Here is a 14447-nt window from a genome sequence, read left to right on the forward strand (position 1 = left end):
GCCGCCATCCTCCCGCACGTCGTGCGCGGGGCCTATTTGACCTCGGTCGTGAGCACCCTGCGCAGGCCGATCGCGCCGGGGACACCGATCCACAGCAGGAGCGTGACCGCGAACTGGGCGTACTGCAGCGCCCCCACGTCGACGGGATCGCCGGCGAAGTCCTCCCCCGAGATGAGCGGGTTCGCGGCGTAGTTGAAGTCGATCCACGGGATGATGTCCTTGGCCCAGTCGAAGGCGAAGAACAGCGGCGGGTAGACCATGAACGGCAGCAGCAGCGCGAAGACGTAGAACACCACGATCGTGCCGGGCGAGCTCAGGAACACCATCGACAGCGCGAACGCCATCAGGAAGTACGCGAGCTGCAGCGCGACGGTCCACAGGATGTTGCTGACGTCCAGGTTCCAGATCACGTCGTACCCGCCGATGGCAGCACCGACCACGTTGGCGACCGCGCCCAGGACCAGCGCCAGCACGATCGTGCCGATCGCGAGCACCAGGACGCTGACCAGCTTGGCGCCGATCACGCGGCCCCGCCGTGGCTCGAGCGTGAAGAGGGACAGGTGGCTGCGCTGTCCCCACTCGCTCGTGACCGTGACGATCGCGAAGACCGGGAGCAGGATCGACAGCGGGATCGTCAGGATCGACGAGAAGTCACTCGCACTGATGCTCGTGCCGTCGTCCAGCGCGACGACCAGAAGGGTGATGCCGACGGTCAGCGCCAGCAGGATGCCGGTCGAGAGCATCAGCCAGAAGCCGGACCTCGTGTCGAACATCTTGCGGATCTCGACCCGGGCGAGGCGACCGAACGGGACCGCCGGCCGCGTCGTGTCGATCGTGGCCACTGCGGTGCTCATGACTGGACTCCTTCGGGGGTGATGACGTCGCGCTGGGTGTCGTTGGTGAGCTCGAGGAACATCTCCTCCAGACCAGCCCCCTCGGCCTTCCGCAGCTCCAGGAGCGCGACGCCCCCGGCAGCAGCGGCCTTGCCGACCAGCTCGGCAGGAGCCTCGGTGCGCAGGCCGCCGTCGCCGGACGGCTTGGTCTCGATGCCGGCCGCCGTCAGCGCGTTCGCGAGACCGGACATGTCGCCGGCCTTCACGAACGTGCCGGCGGTCTTGAGCAGCTCGTCCTTGGTGCCCTGGGCGACGATCTTGCCGTGCCCGATGACGATGATCTCGTCGGCGATGACCTCGATCTCGTGCAGCAGGTGCGAGGACAGCAGCACCGTCCCGCCGCGGTTGGCGTACTCGCGCAGGAGGGCACGCATCCAGTGGATGCCCGCCGGGTCGAGGCCGTTCGCGGGCTCGTCGAGGATCAGGATCTTGGGATCGCCGAGCAGGGCGTTGGCGATGCCGAGGCGCTGGCGCATGCCGAGCGAGTAGTTGCGCACCCGGCGCTTGGACTCGGACTTCGTCAGGCTCACGAGCGAGAGCATCTCGTCCACGCGTGACGACGGCAGGCCCATCGTGAGCGCGCTCAGCGTGAGGACCTCGCGGCCGGTGCGGCCCGCGTGCTGCGCGGAGGCGTCCAGCAGGACGCCGACCTGCGTGCCCGGGTTGGGGATGTCGTGGTAGTCCACGCCGCCGACGGTCGCGGTGCCGGAGGTGGCTCGCGTCAGGCCCGCGATGATGCGCATGGTCGTGGACTTGCCGGCGCCGTTCGGTCCGAGGAAGCCGGTCACGGCTCCGGGTCGGCACGCGAACGACACATCGTCGACGGCACGGTAGCCGCCATAGGTCTTGGTGAGTCGGTCGACTGTGATCATGACCCCACCCTCTCGCACATCGTCCGGTCGAGTCATCCGCCTCGGGGCCGCGGCGCGCTAGCCGAAAGTATGAGGACCGCACAGACCTCGAGCCGTGGTGGGCGACGCTCCCCCGCCCCTAGCCTTGGCGTGTGCACCCCGTGACGTACCAGCCCGAGCTCGGCCTGTGGGGTCGCACGTGGCGGGTCCTGCTGGTCCTCGCGCTGTCCGGCCTGGCGTGGGGCGCGGTCGCGGCGTGGCAGTGGGACCACCAGCGGTGGTGGTTCTGGTCCGATCTCGGCGTGGGCCTCGTCAGTCTCGCGCTGCTGCGGTGGCGCCGGGCGCACCCGGTCGGGGTCGCGGTCGTCACGAACGTGCTGGGGTTCGTCTCGTTCTCGGCGGGCGGTCCGGCCACGTGGGCGCTCGCGTCGATGGCCACCCGCCGCCGGTGGCGCGAGATCGTCCCGCTGGGCGCCCTGGGGTTCGCCGCCGGGCTGAGCATCGAGGCGCTGAACCCGGTCGATGACCAGCCGCTCGCGATCATGATCCCGTTGGTCGTGCTCGTCATCGCCGTCACCGTCGGGTGGGGCATGTACATCGGCTCCCGCCGCGAGCTGCTGGCGACCCTGCGGGAGCGCGCCGTCACCGCCGAGACCGAGCAGGCCGCGCGGGTCGCCCAGGCCCGGACGGCCGAACGTGCGCGAATCGCCCGGGAGATGCACGACGTCCTCGCCCACCGCATCTCGTTGGTCACGATGCACGCGGGCGCCCTGGTGTACCGCGAGGACCTCTCCGCGGCCGACATGCGCTCGACCGCCGGCATCATCCAGGACAACGCGCACGAGGCGATGATCGAGCTGCGCGAGGTGCTGGGCATCCTGCGGGACGGGCCGGGCGACGCCGATCCCGAGCTACCGCAGCCGGCGGCCTCCGACGTGCCGGAGCTCATCGACGAGGCGCGCTCGACCGGCATGCGGATCGAGGAGGTCGGCGGGTTCGACCTCGCGGCGGTGCCGGAGTCGCTGGGCCGCACGGTCTACCGGGTCGTGCAGGAGGCACTGACGAACGCACGCAAGCACGCTCCGGACACCCGGGTCACGATCACCTTCAGCGGCGGGCCCAGCGAGGGGCTGCGGGTCGTGGTCCGCAACCCGTTGCCGTTCGGACCCCGGTCACCGGCTCCCCAGTCGGGCCTCGGCCTGGTCGGGCTGGCCGAACGCACGGCGCTGGCCGGCGGGAGCCTGACGCACCGGACCACGACCGACCGGCAGTTCGTCCTCACCGCGTGGCTACCGTGGCCCGCATGACCGTCCACGTCCTCATCGCCGACGACGACGCCCTCGTCCGCGCCGGGCTCGCTCTGATCCTCGGCGGCTCGTCCGAGATCAGCGTCGTGGGCGAGGCGACCAACGGGCGCGAGGCGGTCGAGGCCGTGCGCGCGGGCGGGATCGACGTGGTCCTGATGGACCTCCGGATGCCCGTGATGGACGGGATCGCCGCGACCGCGGCGCTCCTGGCCCTCCCCGACCCGCCGAAGGTCATCGTGCTCACGACGTTCGACGCCGACGAGTACGTCGTCCGTGCGCTCGCCGCCGGGGCGAACGGCTTCCTCCTGAAGGACACTCCCCCGGCCGACATCGTCGACGCGATCTCGCGCGTGGTCGCGGGCGAGCCGATGCTGTCGCCGACGATCACCGAGCAGCTGATCCGCCACGTCACCGACGCGGCCCCCGACGACCGGGCGGACGCGGCACAGCGGCGCGTGCGGTGCCTGACCGAGCGCGAGCGCGAGGTGGCCGTGGCGGTGGGTCGCGGCCGGTCCAACGCGGAGATCGCGGTGGCGCTGCACATGAGCGTCGCCACCGTGAAGGCACACATCTCGCACATCTTCGTCAAGCTGGACGCCACGAACCGGGTGCAGGTCGCGATCGCGATGCACGAGGCCGAGCTGCTCTGAGGCGCTGCTCCGGGGCGTGCCTCAGCGCGAGGAGTGGGCGGCGTTGAACGCCTCGATCACCTTCGACGGCGCCCGGCGGTTCTCGCTGACCTCGTGGCCGTTGGCCTTCGCCCACTCGCGCAGGTCGTGGATCGTGAAGCCCTCGCGGATGCTGACGCCGGCTCCGCCGCGTCGTCGCCGGGCCGGGCTCGGTCCGCTGTCCTTGACCTCCTCCGCCCCGTCCAGCAGGTTCGACAAGAAGGTGTCGACCGCCTTCTTGGACTCCGACGACAGGTACAGGTCGTAGACGCGGCCGTTCAGCAGGTAGCGCTCGGGCGGCGTGTCCTTGGGCAGCTCGCTGCCGTCGTAGTCGTCGATCACGGTCACGATGGGGTCCGGGACGATCTTGCGCTTCGGCATGCTGGGCTCCTTGGGCTGACGCCGTCAGGATAGCGAGGATCGCTGTCTCTTGCGGGTTTCCGCGCGTGGCGCCGGGCCCCGGACGACCGAGGACCACCGACTGAGAAGCACACCTCGACATCGAGCAGCGAAAGATCACCAGATCGCAAACACCCGGACATGAATCGTGAGAGTGTGTCTTCGTTCGTGCAGGCCCTCGCTCCCAGATCCCGGCCGGACGACACACCACCCCTCCCCTGTGAAGTGAAGTCCTGCCATGAAGAGACTCCTTGTCGTCGCAGCCGCGATCGTCGCCAGCGCAGTATTCGTCCCGGTCCAGGCAGAGGCGAAGTCCCGGGGCGACCTGGTCGTCATCGGTGACTCCATCTCCGACCCGGTCTTCTTCAAGGGCCGCGGCGGGGACCCCGCCAAGATGTGGTGGGCCAAGCTCGGACGCAAGACCCACACGACCCCGCGCGTCTATGCCGAGCGGGGCTCGGGCTACACCAAGCCGGGCAAGTGCAGGACGACGACGATCGGCCAGCGCATCACGAAGCGCTCGATCGCCAAGCGGATTCGAGCGGCCCAGATCGTCGTGGTCGCCGCTGGGGTGAACGACTTCAGCAGGTGCGTGTTCCGACCCGACAGGACGCACTACCAGAAGGAGACGACCGCCGAGGAGCTCGACAAGGCGATCGAGACGACCTTCAACGACCTCGACCGGGGGATCGCCAAGAACTCCAGGGTCATCATCACAGCTCCGTACGGGTCACGGCCGAGCCTGAGGCCGTACCGCGAGCGCCTCGTCCAGTCCCTGGTCAGCCACGCGAAGAAGCATCGCTTCCAGTACGTCGACACCGCGCACGGAACGATCTGGGGCAAGGCGAGGGCGAAGGACCGCGTCCACCCGACGGCGGTCGGCATGCAGCGGATGTACCGCGAGATCTACACCAGCAGCAACCTGCGGCGCCGCTTCCCGTGACGGTGGCGCGGACTCAGGCGAGCTCCTGCTGCCCCCACGGGGATGCGTAGCCGTCACGGAGCAGCTCGAGGAACGGCACGGCGTCGAAGGCCTCGGGTCCGAGCACCCCGGCACCCGACCACGTGCCGTTCGCGAGCAGCTCCAGCGCGACGACGGGGTTGACCGCGGTCTGCCAGACGACGCACTGATGGCCGTACTCGCGCATCGCCCAGTCGTTGTCGACGACGTGGTACAGGTACGTGGACCGCGGCTGACCGTCCTTGTCCTTGCCGGTGACCCAGACGCCCGCGCAAGTCTTGCCGTGCATCCGGTCGCCGAGCGTCGCCGGGTTGGGCAGGCAGGCGGCGACGACGTCGCGGGGCGAGACCGGCGCGATCACGGGCCGACCTCCGATGACGACCGGGACGTTGACCTTCTCGGTCGAGTCCAGGCCGAGCATGTGCAAGGTCTTGAGCACCTCGATGAACTCGTTGCCCAGGCCGTACTTGAACGTGGCCCGCTTGGTGTCGATCCACCGCGGCATGAGGATGACCTCCTCGTGCTCGACGTTGACGCACTCGACGGGGCCGATGCCCTCGGGGAAGTCGAAGACCTCGGGCTCGCTGAACGGCGGCGTCGTGAACCACTCGCCGTCCTGCCACACGACCGGCGGGTTGAGGCACTCCTCGATCGTCGTCCAGATCGAGAACGACGGGGCGAAGTCGTACCCGTCGACAGTCAGGTTGGCGCCGTCACGGGTGCCGAGCTCGTCGATCTCGCTGAACAGGTGGTCCGCGGCGTAGCGGGCGAACACGTCGGAGAGGCCGGGCTCGACGCCCATCCCCACGAGCGCCAGGCGTCCGGCGCGCTCCCACTCGCCCGCGGCGGCGAACTGCTCGTCGCCGAGCTTGACCCCGGTGAGCGCGTGCGGCTGGTCGGGGTGCGGCCTCGACAGGCTCATCGCCATGTCGAGGTAGTCGGCGCGGGCGGCGAACGCGCCCTCGAAGATCGGCATCACGAAGCGCGGGTCGACGGCGTTCATGACGTGCGTCGCGCCGGCCTCGCGGACGAGGGCCTCGACCGACGCCGCGTCCGAGGCGTCCACCTGGGCCGCGCTGAACCGCGGATCGTCCAGCGCCGCGACCGCACGGTCCGCGCTCTCTCGCGCGTAGTCCGCTACTAGGACCGACTCGAAGAAGTCGCGACGGGCGGCGATGGCGCAGAACGCGGAACCGACGCCACCGGCGCCGATGAGCAGGATCTTCATGTCGTCATCCAACCGCATGCCACATCCGTCCAGCAACGGATTCCGAAGTAAACACTGGATGACACGACGAAATCCCTTGTGCTGGACCGTGGGGCATCGGGATACTGGGAGGCATGGACACCGAGGACTACGAGCGGCTGCAAAAGGCCGGCAAGCGGCACCTGTGGATGCACTTCTCCCGCCACGGCGCGTACGACGACGACCACGACATCCCGGTCATCGTCAAGGGCGACGGGATGCACATCTGGGACGCCAAGGGACGCAAGTACCTCGACGGCCTCGCCGGGCTGTTCGTGGTGCAGGCCGGTCACGGGCGCGAGGAGCTGGCGCAGGCCGCGGCCCGGCAGGCGGCCGAGCTGCCGTTCTTCCCGATCTGGACCTTCGCCCACCCGAACGCGATCATGCTCGCCGAGCGCATCGCGTCGTACGCCCCGGGCGACCTCAACCGGGTGTTCTTCACGACCGGCGGCGGCGAGGCCGTCGAGACCGCCTGGAAGGCTGCCAAGCAGTACTTCAAGCTGACCGGCAAGCCGCTCAAGACCAAGGTCATCAGCCGCCAGGTGGCGTACCACGGCACCCCGCACGGCGCCCTGTCCATCACCGGCATCCCCGCGCTCAAGCAGATGTTCGAGCCCCTCGTGCCCTCGACGGTGCACGTGCCGAACACGAACTTCTACCGCGCGCCCGAGCACGGCGACGACCTCGAGGCGTTCGGTCGCTGGGCAGCCGACCGCATCGAGGACGCGATCCTCGCCGAGGGCCCCGACACCGTCGCGGCGGTGTTCCTCGAGCCGGTGCAGAACGCCGGCGGCTGCTTCCCGCCGCCGCCGGGGTACTTCCAGCGGGTCCGCGAGATCTGCGACCGCCACGACGTCCTGCTGGTCTCGGACGAGGTCATCTGCGCGTTCGGCCGGCTCGGCGAGATGTTCGGGGCGACGAAGTTCGGCTACCAGCCCGACATGATCACCTGCGCGAAGGGCCTGACGTCCGGCTACTCGCCGCTCGGCGCGATGATCGCCTCGGACCGCATCATGGAGCCGTTCCTCGAGGGCCACAACTCCTTCGCGCACGGCTACACCTTCGGCGGCCACCCGGTCTCGACCGCGGTCGCGATGGCGAACCTCGACATCTTCGAGCGCGAGGACCTCAACGGCCACGTGCTGCGCAACGAGGGCGCGTTCCGCGGGACGCTGGAGAAGCTGCTCGACCTCGACATCGTCGGCGACGTCCGCGGTGACGGGTTCTTCTACGGCATCGAGCTGGTCAAGGACAAGGCCACCAAGGAGACCTTCGACGAGGAGGAGTCCGAGAAGCTGCTGCGCGGCTTCCTGACCAAGGCACTGTTCGACAACGGCCTGTACTGCCGGGCCGACGACCGCGGCGACCCGGTCATCCAGCTCGCCCCGCCGCTGATCGCCGACCAGTCCCACTTCGACGAGATGGAGCAGGTCCTCCGCAGCGTCCTCTCCGAGGCCCAGAACCTGCTCTGACCCCCGTGACGGTTTCCCACGGGACCGTGGGGTTTTGTCACTCCCCCAGCGTTGTGACCCGCGGGGAGTGACCAATTACCACGGGACCGTGGGAAACCGTCACCCCGCGCGGCGCCGGGCGTCAGCGGGCGAGGGCCTTGGCCTGGCGGCGGCGGGTCGTCTCGGCGACGAGGACGATCGCGATCGAGATCAGGAACATCGCGGTGCCGATCACGTTCACCTCCATCGGGACGCCGCGCTGGTTGGCGCCCCAGACGAACATCGGGAACGTCACCGACTGGCCCGCGTTGAGGTTCGTGATGATGAAGTCGTCGAACGACAACGAGAAGCTCAGCAGGGCGGCGCCGACGATGCCGGGGAGCACGAGCGGGAAGGTCACCCGCCAGAAGGTCTGCGCCTCCGTGGCGTACAGGTCCATCGCCGCCTGCTCGAGGTTGGCGTCCAGGCCGCTCAGCCGCGCCTTGACCGTCACGATGACGAACGACAGGCAGAACATGATGTGGGCGATGAGGATCGTCCAGAACCCGAGCTGACCGCCGAAGCCCGCCGACACGAACAGCGCGAGCAGCGACGAGCCCATGACGATCTCGGGCGAGGCCATCGGCAGGAAGATGATGAGGTTGGCCGAGGACCGGCCGGCGAAGCGGTGACGGACCAGCGCGAACGCCGCGAGCGTGCCCAGCAGCGTGGCGACCGCGGTCGCGAACAACGCGATCCGGATGCTCAGCCACACCGAGTCCGCCATGCCGGGCGCCCAGCTGCCCGGGTGGAACCAGTGCTCGGTGGTGAACTCCTGGAACTTGTAGACGTTGCGCGAGCGGCTGCTGTCGTTGAAGCTCATCAGCACCACGACGGCGATCGGCACGAACGTGTAGACCAGCACCAGCAGGCCGAGCCCGAGGACGAGGTGGTCCCCCATCCACCGCTTCGCACGACGCAGGCCGTTCACACCAGCTCCTCCGTCCCGGCCGTGCGGACGTAGACGAGGACCGCCGCGATGATGATCACCATCAACGTCACCGACAGCGCGCCGGCGGTGGCGTAGTCGAGCTGGGTGTTGAACAGGCCCTGGATCACGTTGCCGACCATGCGGGTGTTCGGGTTCCCCAGCAGCTCGGCGTTGATGTAGTCGCCCGCCGCCGGGATGAACGTCAGCAGCGTGCCCGCGACGACACCCGGCAGCGAGAGCGGGAACGTGACCTTGAAGAACCCGCGGATCGGCGACGCGTACAGGTCGCTGGACGCCTCGATCAGGCGGATGTCGACCTTCTCCAGGCTCGCGTAGAGCGGCAGCACCATGAACGGCAGGAAGTTGTAGGTCAGCCCGGCGATGACCGCGAAGGGGGTGGCCAGCAGCCGGTCGTCGGTGCTGGTCAGGCCGATCAGGTTGAGCACGTTGGTCAGGTGCAGGGCCTGCGCGACGCCGACCACCCAGCCGTCGTCGGCCAGGATCAGCTTCCACGACAGGGTCCGCAGCAGGAACGAGGTGAAGAACGGCGCGATGACCAGCACCAGCATGAGGTTCTTCCACCGCCCCGCCTTGAACGCGATGGCGTACGCGAGCACGTAGCCGAGCACGAGGCAGAGCAGCGTCGCGGTGCCCGCGTAGACCAGGGAACGGCCGATCTGCACCTTGTACTGGCCGATGGCCTCGGCGAAGTTGGCGACGTGCCAGGTCATGTCGTAGCCGGTCAGCACCGAGCCGTCGGGGTCGTAGAGGCTCGCCGAGACGAGCGAGTAGAACGGGACGACGAAGAACAGCCCGAGCCAGATCGCCGCCGGCAGGATCAACCAGTAGCCGGTCAGCCGGCGGCCCCGCTGCGGCTGCGGCAGGGGCGCGATGTCATGGGGGTTGGCAGGCGCGACGCCGGCGGTCGAGGTCACTCAGTCCTCCTCGATCCCGGCCTTGGCGTCCTGGCTGGCGTCGAGCAGGAACGCGTACTCGGGACGCCACGAGACGTCGACCCGGGTGCCGACCGGCAGCATCCCCCGGGCCCCCGTGTTCTGCTCGAAGGCGAGGATCTCCTGGCCCCACGGCATCATGACGGTGTACTGCATGCTGACCCCCACGAAGCTGATCTCCGTGATGTGGCCGCCCTCGAACACGCTGCCGGGGACGTCGATCGGCTCGCCGGACGGCGCGATCAGCACCTTCTCCGGCCGGATGCCGAGCCAGCCCTTGCCCGAGTCTGAGTGCGCCCGGTCCCCCCGCACCGAGGCGGTCCCCCCGGGCATCCGGACCTTGACGTGGTCACCTTCTCGCCCGTCGATCTCCGCGCCGATCAGGTTGGACTGGCCGAGGAAGTTGGCGACGAACGTCGTGCGCGGGTTCTCGTACAGCTCGGTCGGCGCACCCATCTGCTCGATCACCCCCTGGTTCATCACCGCGATGGTGTCGGCCATCGTCATGGCCTCCTCCTGGTCGTGCGTCACGTGGACGAACGTCAGGCCGACCTCGGTCTGGATGCGCTTGAGCTCGAGTTGCATCCCGCGCCGCAGCTTCAGGTCGAGCGCGCCGAGCGGTTCGTCCAGCAGCAGCACCTCCGGCTTGTTGATGAGTGCCCTCGCCAGTGCCACACGCTGCTGCTGACCCCCCGAGAGCTGGGCCGGCTTCTTGTGCGACTGCGAGGTGAGCTCGACGAGCTCGAGCATGTCGGCGACCTGCTGCTTGACGTCCTTGACGCCGCGACGCTTGAGCCCGAACGCGACGTTGTCCGCGATCGACAGGTGCGGGAACAGGGCGTAGTTCTGGAAGACGGTGTTGACCGGCCGCTTGTACGGCTTCTCGTACGTCACCTCGGTCTCGCCCAGGTGGATCGTGCCCGACGTCGGCGTCTCCAGACCCGCCACCATGCGCAGGGTCGTGGTCTTGCCGCACCCGGACGGGCCGAGCAGGGCGAAGAACGAGCCCTGCGGCACCACCAGGTCGAGGGACTTGACCGCCGTGAAGGTCGCGTACTCCTTGGTCAGCTGTGACAGCCGCAGGTCGCGCGACGGAGCCGGCGTCGCGTCCGGGGCGTCCGAGGTGTGCCTGCCGGAGGAGGCCCGCTGCTCATGCACCTGTGACATCGGCAAAGTCTCCTTCGTAGGTACGCATCGTGGCCTCGTCGAGCGCCATGAAGCGGTGGGTCTTGTCCAGCGTCTGCGAGGTCGGGAAGATCAGTTCGTTCTCGACGTTGTCGGGATTGACCTTCTCCATCGCCTCCTGCGCGCCCTTGACGGGGCAGATGTACGAGTTGTAGTCGGCGAGCTTCGCGGCCACCTCGGGCTGGTAGTAGTAGTCGATCCACGCCTCGGCGTTGCCCTGGTGGGTCGCGAGGTTGGGCACCAGCATGTTGTCGGCCCAGATGATGATCCCCTCCTCGGGAGGGATCCAGACCAGGTTCTCGTCACCGGCGTTGGCGATGTCACCGGACCACGCCTCGCACGCCAGGATGTTGCCCGCCGCGAGGTCCTGCACGTACGAGTTGCCGGTGAACGAGCGCACCTGGCCGTCGCTGCGGGCCTTCTTGAGCAGGTCGAGCGCGTCCTGCCACTCGTCGTCGTCGAACTTCTCGGGATCCGCGCCGTTGATGAGCAGCAGGAACGCCATCGTGTCGCGCATCTCGGTCAGCAGGGAGATGCGCCCCCGGAGGTCCTTGCGGGTCAGCAGCTCCTTGAACGACTTGATCTCGCCGACCTTGGCCTTGTTGTACGCGATGCCGGTCAGGCCGCTCTGCCACGGTGCGGAGTACTCGCGCTTGGGGTCCCACTCCGGCGACTTCAACGAGTCCAGGATGTTGGCGTGGAGGTTCGGGACCTTCGACGCGTCCAGCTTCTGGATCCAGCCGACCTGGATCATGCGGGCGGCCATCCAGTCGGTCAGCGCGAACAGGTCGCGCTTGGACGAGCTGCACGAGCCCAGCTGGTTCGAGACCTTCGCGAAGAACTCGTTGTTGTCGTTGACGTCCGCGGTGTAGGAGACCTTGATGCCGGTGTCCTTCTCGAACTGGGTCTTGGTCGAGACGTAGTCCTTGTCGTCCTCGTCGATGTACTCGGGCCAGTTAGAGAAGACGAGGCGCTTGTCCTTGTCCGAGACGTCCGCGGCGCTGCAGCTCGCCGGATCCTGCTCGCGGTCGGGGGTGTTGAACCCGTACTTCAGGGCCACGCCGCTCAGGCCGAGCGCGGCCGCACCGCCCACGCCCTTGAGCACCGTCCGTCGGTCCACACCCGCCATGCGCCACCCTCGCTTCTCCCCCGTCCACGCATACTGGCAACTCAACCGGTCCAGCACAAGGGATTCCGGCGTTAAGAGTGTGTTTCGCCGTGGAAAGCGTCATCCAGGACGACCGAGGCGACGGGACGACGGCCGTGGTGCGGCATGATGTCGTCATGACCGACCGCAAGTCGCCGCCGCTGGACGAGACCGCGAAGCGCATCATCGAGCTGCTCCAGGACGACGGCCGCCTGTCCTACTCGGCGATCGCCAAGGAGGTGGGCCTGTCCGAGGCGGCGGTGCGCCACCGCGTGCAGAAGCTGATCGAGGGCGGGGTCATGCAGGTGGTCGCGGTGACCGATCCGCTGCAGATGGGGTTCGCCCGCCAGGCGATGATCGGCATCAAGGTCAGCGGCAACGTGCGCGAGGTCGCCGCCGAGCTCGCCACGATGCACCAGCTCGACTACATCGTGGTGACCACGGGACGGTTCGACATCCTCGCCGAGCTGGTCGCCGAGAGCGACGACGAGCTGCTGGACATCGTGTCCGAGCAGATCAGCTCGCTCGAGCGGGTCGTCACGACCGAGACGTTCGTCTACCTGCGCCTGGAGAAGCAGACGTACGCGTGGGGCGTCCGCTAGGCGATCGTCCCGCCCGCCTCGAGCGTCGCGAGAATCTCGCCGTACGCCGCGCGCATGAGGTCCTCGTACCCGTCGGGGTCGGACGCGGGCGCCGGGTGAGGCTCCACCCGTCCGGCCCGGTCCAGCACCTCCCAGGTCACCTCGGTCGCCGGCGCGTGGAGCACCGGCGGGCTGCCCACCAAGCGGAAGTCCGCGGTGTCCGCCGGGACGGCACCGATGCGGGCCAGGGCGAGCACGGCCACGACCAGGTCGCGGCGTGCCGGCAGGTCGACGACCACGCGGGTGCCGACCTCGATGCCCATGTGGTGCAGGCCCGCGCCGAGGGACGCGGACTCGTGGAGCAGCTGTGCGAACGACGTGGTGCCCCGCTCGTCGCTGATCGCGGTCTCGTCGGCCCGTCCGTGGATCACCTGGGCGTCAAGGACGCGGAAGATCAGGCTCTCCATCATCGCCCCTCGAACGTCGGTGCGCGCTTCTCGAGCCGGGCCTGGGCGGCCTCCTGCACGTCGGCGCTCTCCCAGACGGCGTGGAAGCCCTTCTCGACCGCGGCCTCGTCCTCGTAGAGGTCGTTGAGCACGCGCTTGTTGTGCGCGATCGTCAGCGGTGCGAGCGAGGCGATCTCGTGCGCCCAGGCGATCGCGTACTTCAGGCCGCCGTGCGCGTCGGCCAGCCCGCAGTCGAGGGCCTCCTTGCGGTCCAGCGACTCCCCCGCCAGCATCAACCGGCGGGCCCGCCCCGTGCCGGCGAGCTGCGCGAGCGTACGGATGGTCCACGCGTCGACCGCCATGCCGTTGCGGGCCACCGGGACCGCGAACTTCGCCTTGTCGTCCACGACCCGCAGGTCGCAGGCCATCGCGAGCTGTGTGCCGGCGCCGATGGCCGGTCCGTTGACGGCCGCGATGATCGGTACGGGGAGCTGCGCGAGGTGGTGCAGCATCCCGTAGAGCGCGTCGAGGAAGTCCGTGCCGTAGACGCCGCCCAGGTCGGCGCCGGAGCAGAACGCCGAGCCCTTCCCCGTGATGACGAGGGCACGGGCGCCGCCGTCGACGGCCTCGTCCGCGGCCTGGCGGATGGCGTGGCAGAGCTCGAGGTTCAGCGCGTTGCGGCGATCCTCTCGCTGCAGCTCGATGACGACGACGTCCTCGTCGCGGGTGCTGGCGATCATGCACCCACGGTATCGACGGTGGTCACCTGTCGGTGCCCGGGCCTAGCCTGATCTCATGGTGAGCTTTGACGACAAGCCGGTCCTCGACCTCACCCTCGCCGAGTGGGAGGCCTATCTCGAGGGTGCCCCGAGCGACGACGGAGTGCGGCTCAAGCTGCGCAAGAAGACGTCGTCGGCACCGGGGATCACGTGGTCGGAGGCGCTCGACGTCGCGCTGTGCCACGGTTGGATCGACGGGCAGACCAAGCGGCTCGACGACGACTACATGCTGCAGTCGTTCACGCCCCGCCGCCGCAACAGCCCGTGGTCGCAGATCAACGTCGAGCACGTCGCCAGGCTGACCGCGGAGGGCCGCATGCGCCCCGGTGGCGAGGCGGAGATCGAGCGCGCCCGGGCCGACGGCCGCTGGGACGCGGCCTACCGGGTCAAGGGCGCCACCGCGCCGCCGGACCTCCAGGCGGCGCTCGACGCGGACCCGGCCGCGGCAGCGTACATCGCGTCGCTGACCAAGGCGGACCGGTTCCGCATCTACTTCCGCCTGTCGAGCATCAAGACGCCGGCCGTCCGGGCCGCGCGCATCGCCGACGTCGTCGAGAAGGCCGCCCGCGGCGAGCAGCACTACCGCTGAGCCGCTGCGGTCCTCGCCGGG

At 69.0% G+C, this 14447-nt stretch carries 16 protein-coding genes; 6 read left to right on the plus strand and 10 right to left on the minus strand.

What is annotated here, in order from left to right:
- Positions 1–32 precede the first annotated feature (32 nt).
- Together C3E78_RS11480 and C3E78_RS11485 are read right to left on the minus strand one after the other, a co-directional pair.
- Positions 33–854 (minus strand): ABC transporter permease, encoded by an 822-nt coding sequence (locus C3E78_RS11480; RefSeq protein ID WP_108578488.1) that lies wholly within the window; start codon positions 852–854, stop codon positions 33–35.
- Positions 851–1765, minus strand: coding sequence for an ABC transporter ATP-binding protein (locus tag C3E78_RS11485; protein ID WP_108578490.1), 915 nt, complete (start codon positions 1763–1765; stop codon positions 851–853). The genes C3E78_RS11480 and C3E78_RS11485 overlap by 4 nt, the downstream gene beginning before the upstream one ends.
- A 131-nt stretch (positions 1766–1896) precedes the next feature.
- Here C3E78_RS11485 and C3E78_RS11490 point away from each other — a divergent pair, with 131 nt between their 5' ends.
- Together C3E78_RS11490 and C3E78_RS11495 are read left to right on the plus strand one after the other, a co-directional pair.
- A complete protein-coding gene (locus tag C3E78_RS11490) occupies positions 1897–3051 on the plus strand; it encodes a sensor histidine kinase (protein ID WP_108578492.1) in 1155 nt (384 codons plus the stop codon).
- Positions 3048–3701 carry a response regulator transcription factor gene (locus tag C3E78_RS11495; RefSeq protein ID WP_108580864.1) on the plus strand — a complete coding sequence of 218 codons (654 nt, stop codon included), beginning with the start codon at positions 3048–3050 and terminating at the stop codon, positions 3699–3701. The genes C3E78_RS11490 and C3E78_RS11495 overlap by 4 nt, the downstream gene beginning before the upstream one ends.
- A 21-nt stretch (positions 3702–3722) precedes the next feature.
- Here C3E78_RS11495 and C3E78_RS11500 read toward each other — a convergent pair whose 3' ends face one another.
- On the minus strand, positions 3723–4100 hold the full coding sequence (locus C3E78_RS11500) for an Lsr2 family DNA-binding protein (RefSeq protein WP_108578494.1): 378 nt from the start codon (positions 4098–4100) through the stop codon (positions 3723–3725).
- A gap of 256 nt (positions 4101–4356) precedes the next feature.
- Here C3E78_RS11500 and C3E78_RS11505 point away from each other — a divergent pair, with 256 nt between their 5' ends.
- Positions 4357–5061: an SGNH/GDSL hydrolase family protein gene (locus C3E78_RS11505; RefSeq protein WP_108578496.1), complete on the plus strand. Its 705-nt coding sequence runs from the start codon at positions 4357–4359 to the stop codon at positions 5059–5061.
- 13 nt (positions 5062–5074) lie between these two features.
- Here the strand turns inward: C3E78_RS11505 and C3E78_RS11510 are convergent, their stop codons facing one another.
- Complete coding sequence (locus C3E78_RS11510) at positions 5075–6307, minus strand: saccharopine dehydrogenase family protein (protein ID WP_108578498.1); 1233 nt, start codon at positions 6305–6307, stop codon at positions 5075–5077.
- 113 nt (positions 6308–6420) lie between these two features.
- Between C3E78_RS11510 and C3E78_RS11515 the strand changes: the two genes are divergently transcribed.
- A complete protein-coding gene (locus C3E78_RS11515) occupies positions 6421–7797 on the plus strand; it encodes an aspartate aminotransferase family protein (RefSeq protein WP_108578500.1) in 1377 nt (458 codons plus the stop codon).
- A gap of 121 nt (positions 7798–7918) precedes the next feature.
- Here C3E78_RS11515 and C3E78_RS11520 read toward each other — a convergent pair whose 3' ends face one another.
- Genes C3E78_RS11520 through C3E78_RS11535 form a run of 4 tightly spaced genes read right to left on the minus strand, consistent with a single transcriptional unit; the run spans position 7919 to position 12013 of the window.
- Complete coding sequence (locus C3E78_RS11520) at positions 7919–8746, minus strand: ABC transporter permease (RefSeq protein WP_108578503.1); 828 nt, start codon at positions 8744–8746, stop codon at positions 7919–7921.
- Positions 8743–9681 (minus strand): ABC transporter permease, encoded by a 939-nt coding sequence (locus C3E78_RS11525; protein WP_108578505.1) that lies wholly within the window; start codon positions 9679–9681, stop codon positions 8743–8745. Before C3E78_RS11525 ends, C3E78_RS11520 begins: the two co-directional genes overlap by 4 nt.
- Positions 9682–10866, minus strand: a complete 1185-nt coding sequence (locus C3E78_RS11530; protein ID WP_108578507.1) for an ABC transporter ATP-binding protein — start codon at positions 10864–10866, stop codon at positions 9682–9684.
- Complete coding sequence (locus tag C3E78_RS11535) at positions 10850–12013, minus strand: polyamine ABC transporter substrate-binding protein (RefSeq protein WP_108578509.1); 1164 nt, start codon at positions 12011–12013, stop codon at positions 10850–10852. The genes C3E78_RS11530 and C3E78_RS11535 overlap by 17 nt, the downstream gene beginning before the upstream one ends.
- Positions 12014–12168: 155 nt before the next feature.
- Here C3E78_RS11535 and C3E78_RS11540 point away from each other — a divergent pair, with 155 nt between their 5' ends.
- Positions 12169–12633, plus strand: coding sequence for an Lrp/AsnC family transcriptional regulator (locus tag C3E78_RS11540; RefSeq protein WP_108580865.1), 465 nt, complete (start codon positions 12169–12171; stop codon positions 12631–12633).
- Here the strand turns inward: C3E78_RS11540 and C3E78_RS11545 are convergent.
- The gene (locus tag C3E78_RS11545) at positions 12630–13079 is read right to left on the minus strand and encodes an AMP-binding protein (protein ID WP_159085881.1); all 450 of its coding nucleotides are present in this window, start codon (positions 13077–13079) and stop codon (positions 12630–12632) included. The two genes, C3E78_RS11540 and C3E78_RS11545, sit on opposite strands and share 4 nt — an antisense overlap.
- The gene (locus C3E78_RS11550) at positions 13079–13798 is read right to left on the minus strand and encodes an enoyl-CoA hydratase (RefSeq protein ID WP_108578513.1); all 720 of its coding nucleotides are present in this window, start codon (positions 13796–13798) and stop codon (positions 13079–13081) included. The genes C3E78_RS11545 and C3E78_RS11550 overlap by 1 nt, the downstream gene beginning before the upstream one ends.
- 55 nt (positions 13799–13853) lie before the next feature.
- Here C3E78_RS11550 and C3E78_RS11555 point away from each other — a divergent pair, with 55 nt between their 5' ends.
- Entirely contained in the window at positions 13854–14426 is a 573-nt protein-coding gene (locus C3E78_RS11555) for a YdeI/OmpD-associated family protein (RefSeq protein WP_108578515.1), read from the plus strand.
- Positions 14427–14447 lie beyond the last annotated feature (21 nt).

It is taken from the genome of Aeromicrobium chenweiae (assembly GCF_003065605.1).
Taxonomy (GTDB): domain Bacteria; phylum Actinomycetota; class Actinomycetes; order Propionibacteriales; family Nocardioidaceae; genus Aeromicrobium; species Aeromicrobium chenweiae.

Coding starts and splice junctions, on each gene's coding strand:
- C3E78_RS11480 (WP_108578488.1), bottom strand. CDS start 854: ATGAGCACCGCAGTGGCCACGATCGACACGACGCGGCCGGCGGTCCCG.
- C3E78_RS11505 (WP_108578496.1), top strand. CDS start 4,357: ATGAAGAGACTCCTTGTCGTCGCAGCCGCGATCGTCGCCAGCGCAGTA.
- C3E78_RS11545 (WP_159085881.1), bottom strand. CDS start 13,079: ATGGAGAGCCTGATCTTCCGCGTCCTTGACGCCCAGGTGATCCACGGA.
- C3E78_RS11510 (WP_108578498.1), bottom strand. CDS start 6,307: ATGAAGATCCTGCTCATCGGCGCCGGTGGCGTCGGTTCCGCGTTCTGC.
- C3E78_RS11540 (WP_108580865.1), top strand. CDS start 12,169: ATGACCGACCGCAAGTCGCCGCCGCTGGACGAGACCGCGAAGCGCATC.
- C3E78_RS11535 (WP_108578509.1), bottom strand. CDS start 12,013: ATGGCGGGTGTGGACCGACGGACGGTGCTCAAGGGCGTGGGCGGTGCG.
- C3E78_RS11555 (WP_108578515.1), top strand. CDS start 13,854: ATGGTGAGCTTTGACGACAAGCCGGTCCTCGACCTCACCCTCGCCGAG.
- C3E78_RS11515 (WP_108578500.1), top strand. CDS start 6,421: ATGGACACCGAGGACTACGAGCGGCTGCAAAAGGCCGGCAAGCGGCAC.
- C3E78_RS11495 (WP_108580864.1), top strand. CDS start 3,048: ATGACCGTCCACGTCCTCATCGCCGACGACGACGCCCTCGTCCGCGCC.
- C3E78_RS11530 (WP_108578507.1), bottom strand. CDS start 10,866: ATGTCACAGGTGCATGAGCAGCGGGCCTCCTCCGGCAGGCACACCTCG.
- C3E78_RS11500 (WP_108578494.1), bottom strand. CDS start 4,100: ATGCCGAAGCGCAAGATCGTCCCGGACCCCATCGTGACCGTGATCGAC.
- C3E78_RS11550 (WP_108578513.1), bottom strand. CDS start 13,798: ATGATCGCCAGCACCCGCGACGAGGACGTCGTCGTCATCGAGCTGCAG.
- C3E78_RS11485 (WP_108578490.1), bottom strand. CDS start 1,765: ATGATCACAGTCGACCGACTCACCAAGACCTATGGCGGCTACCGTGCC.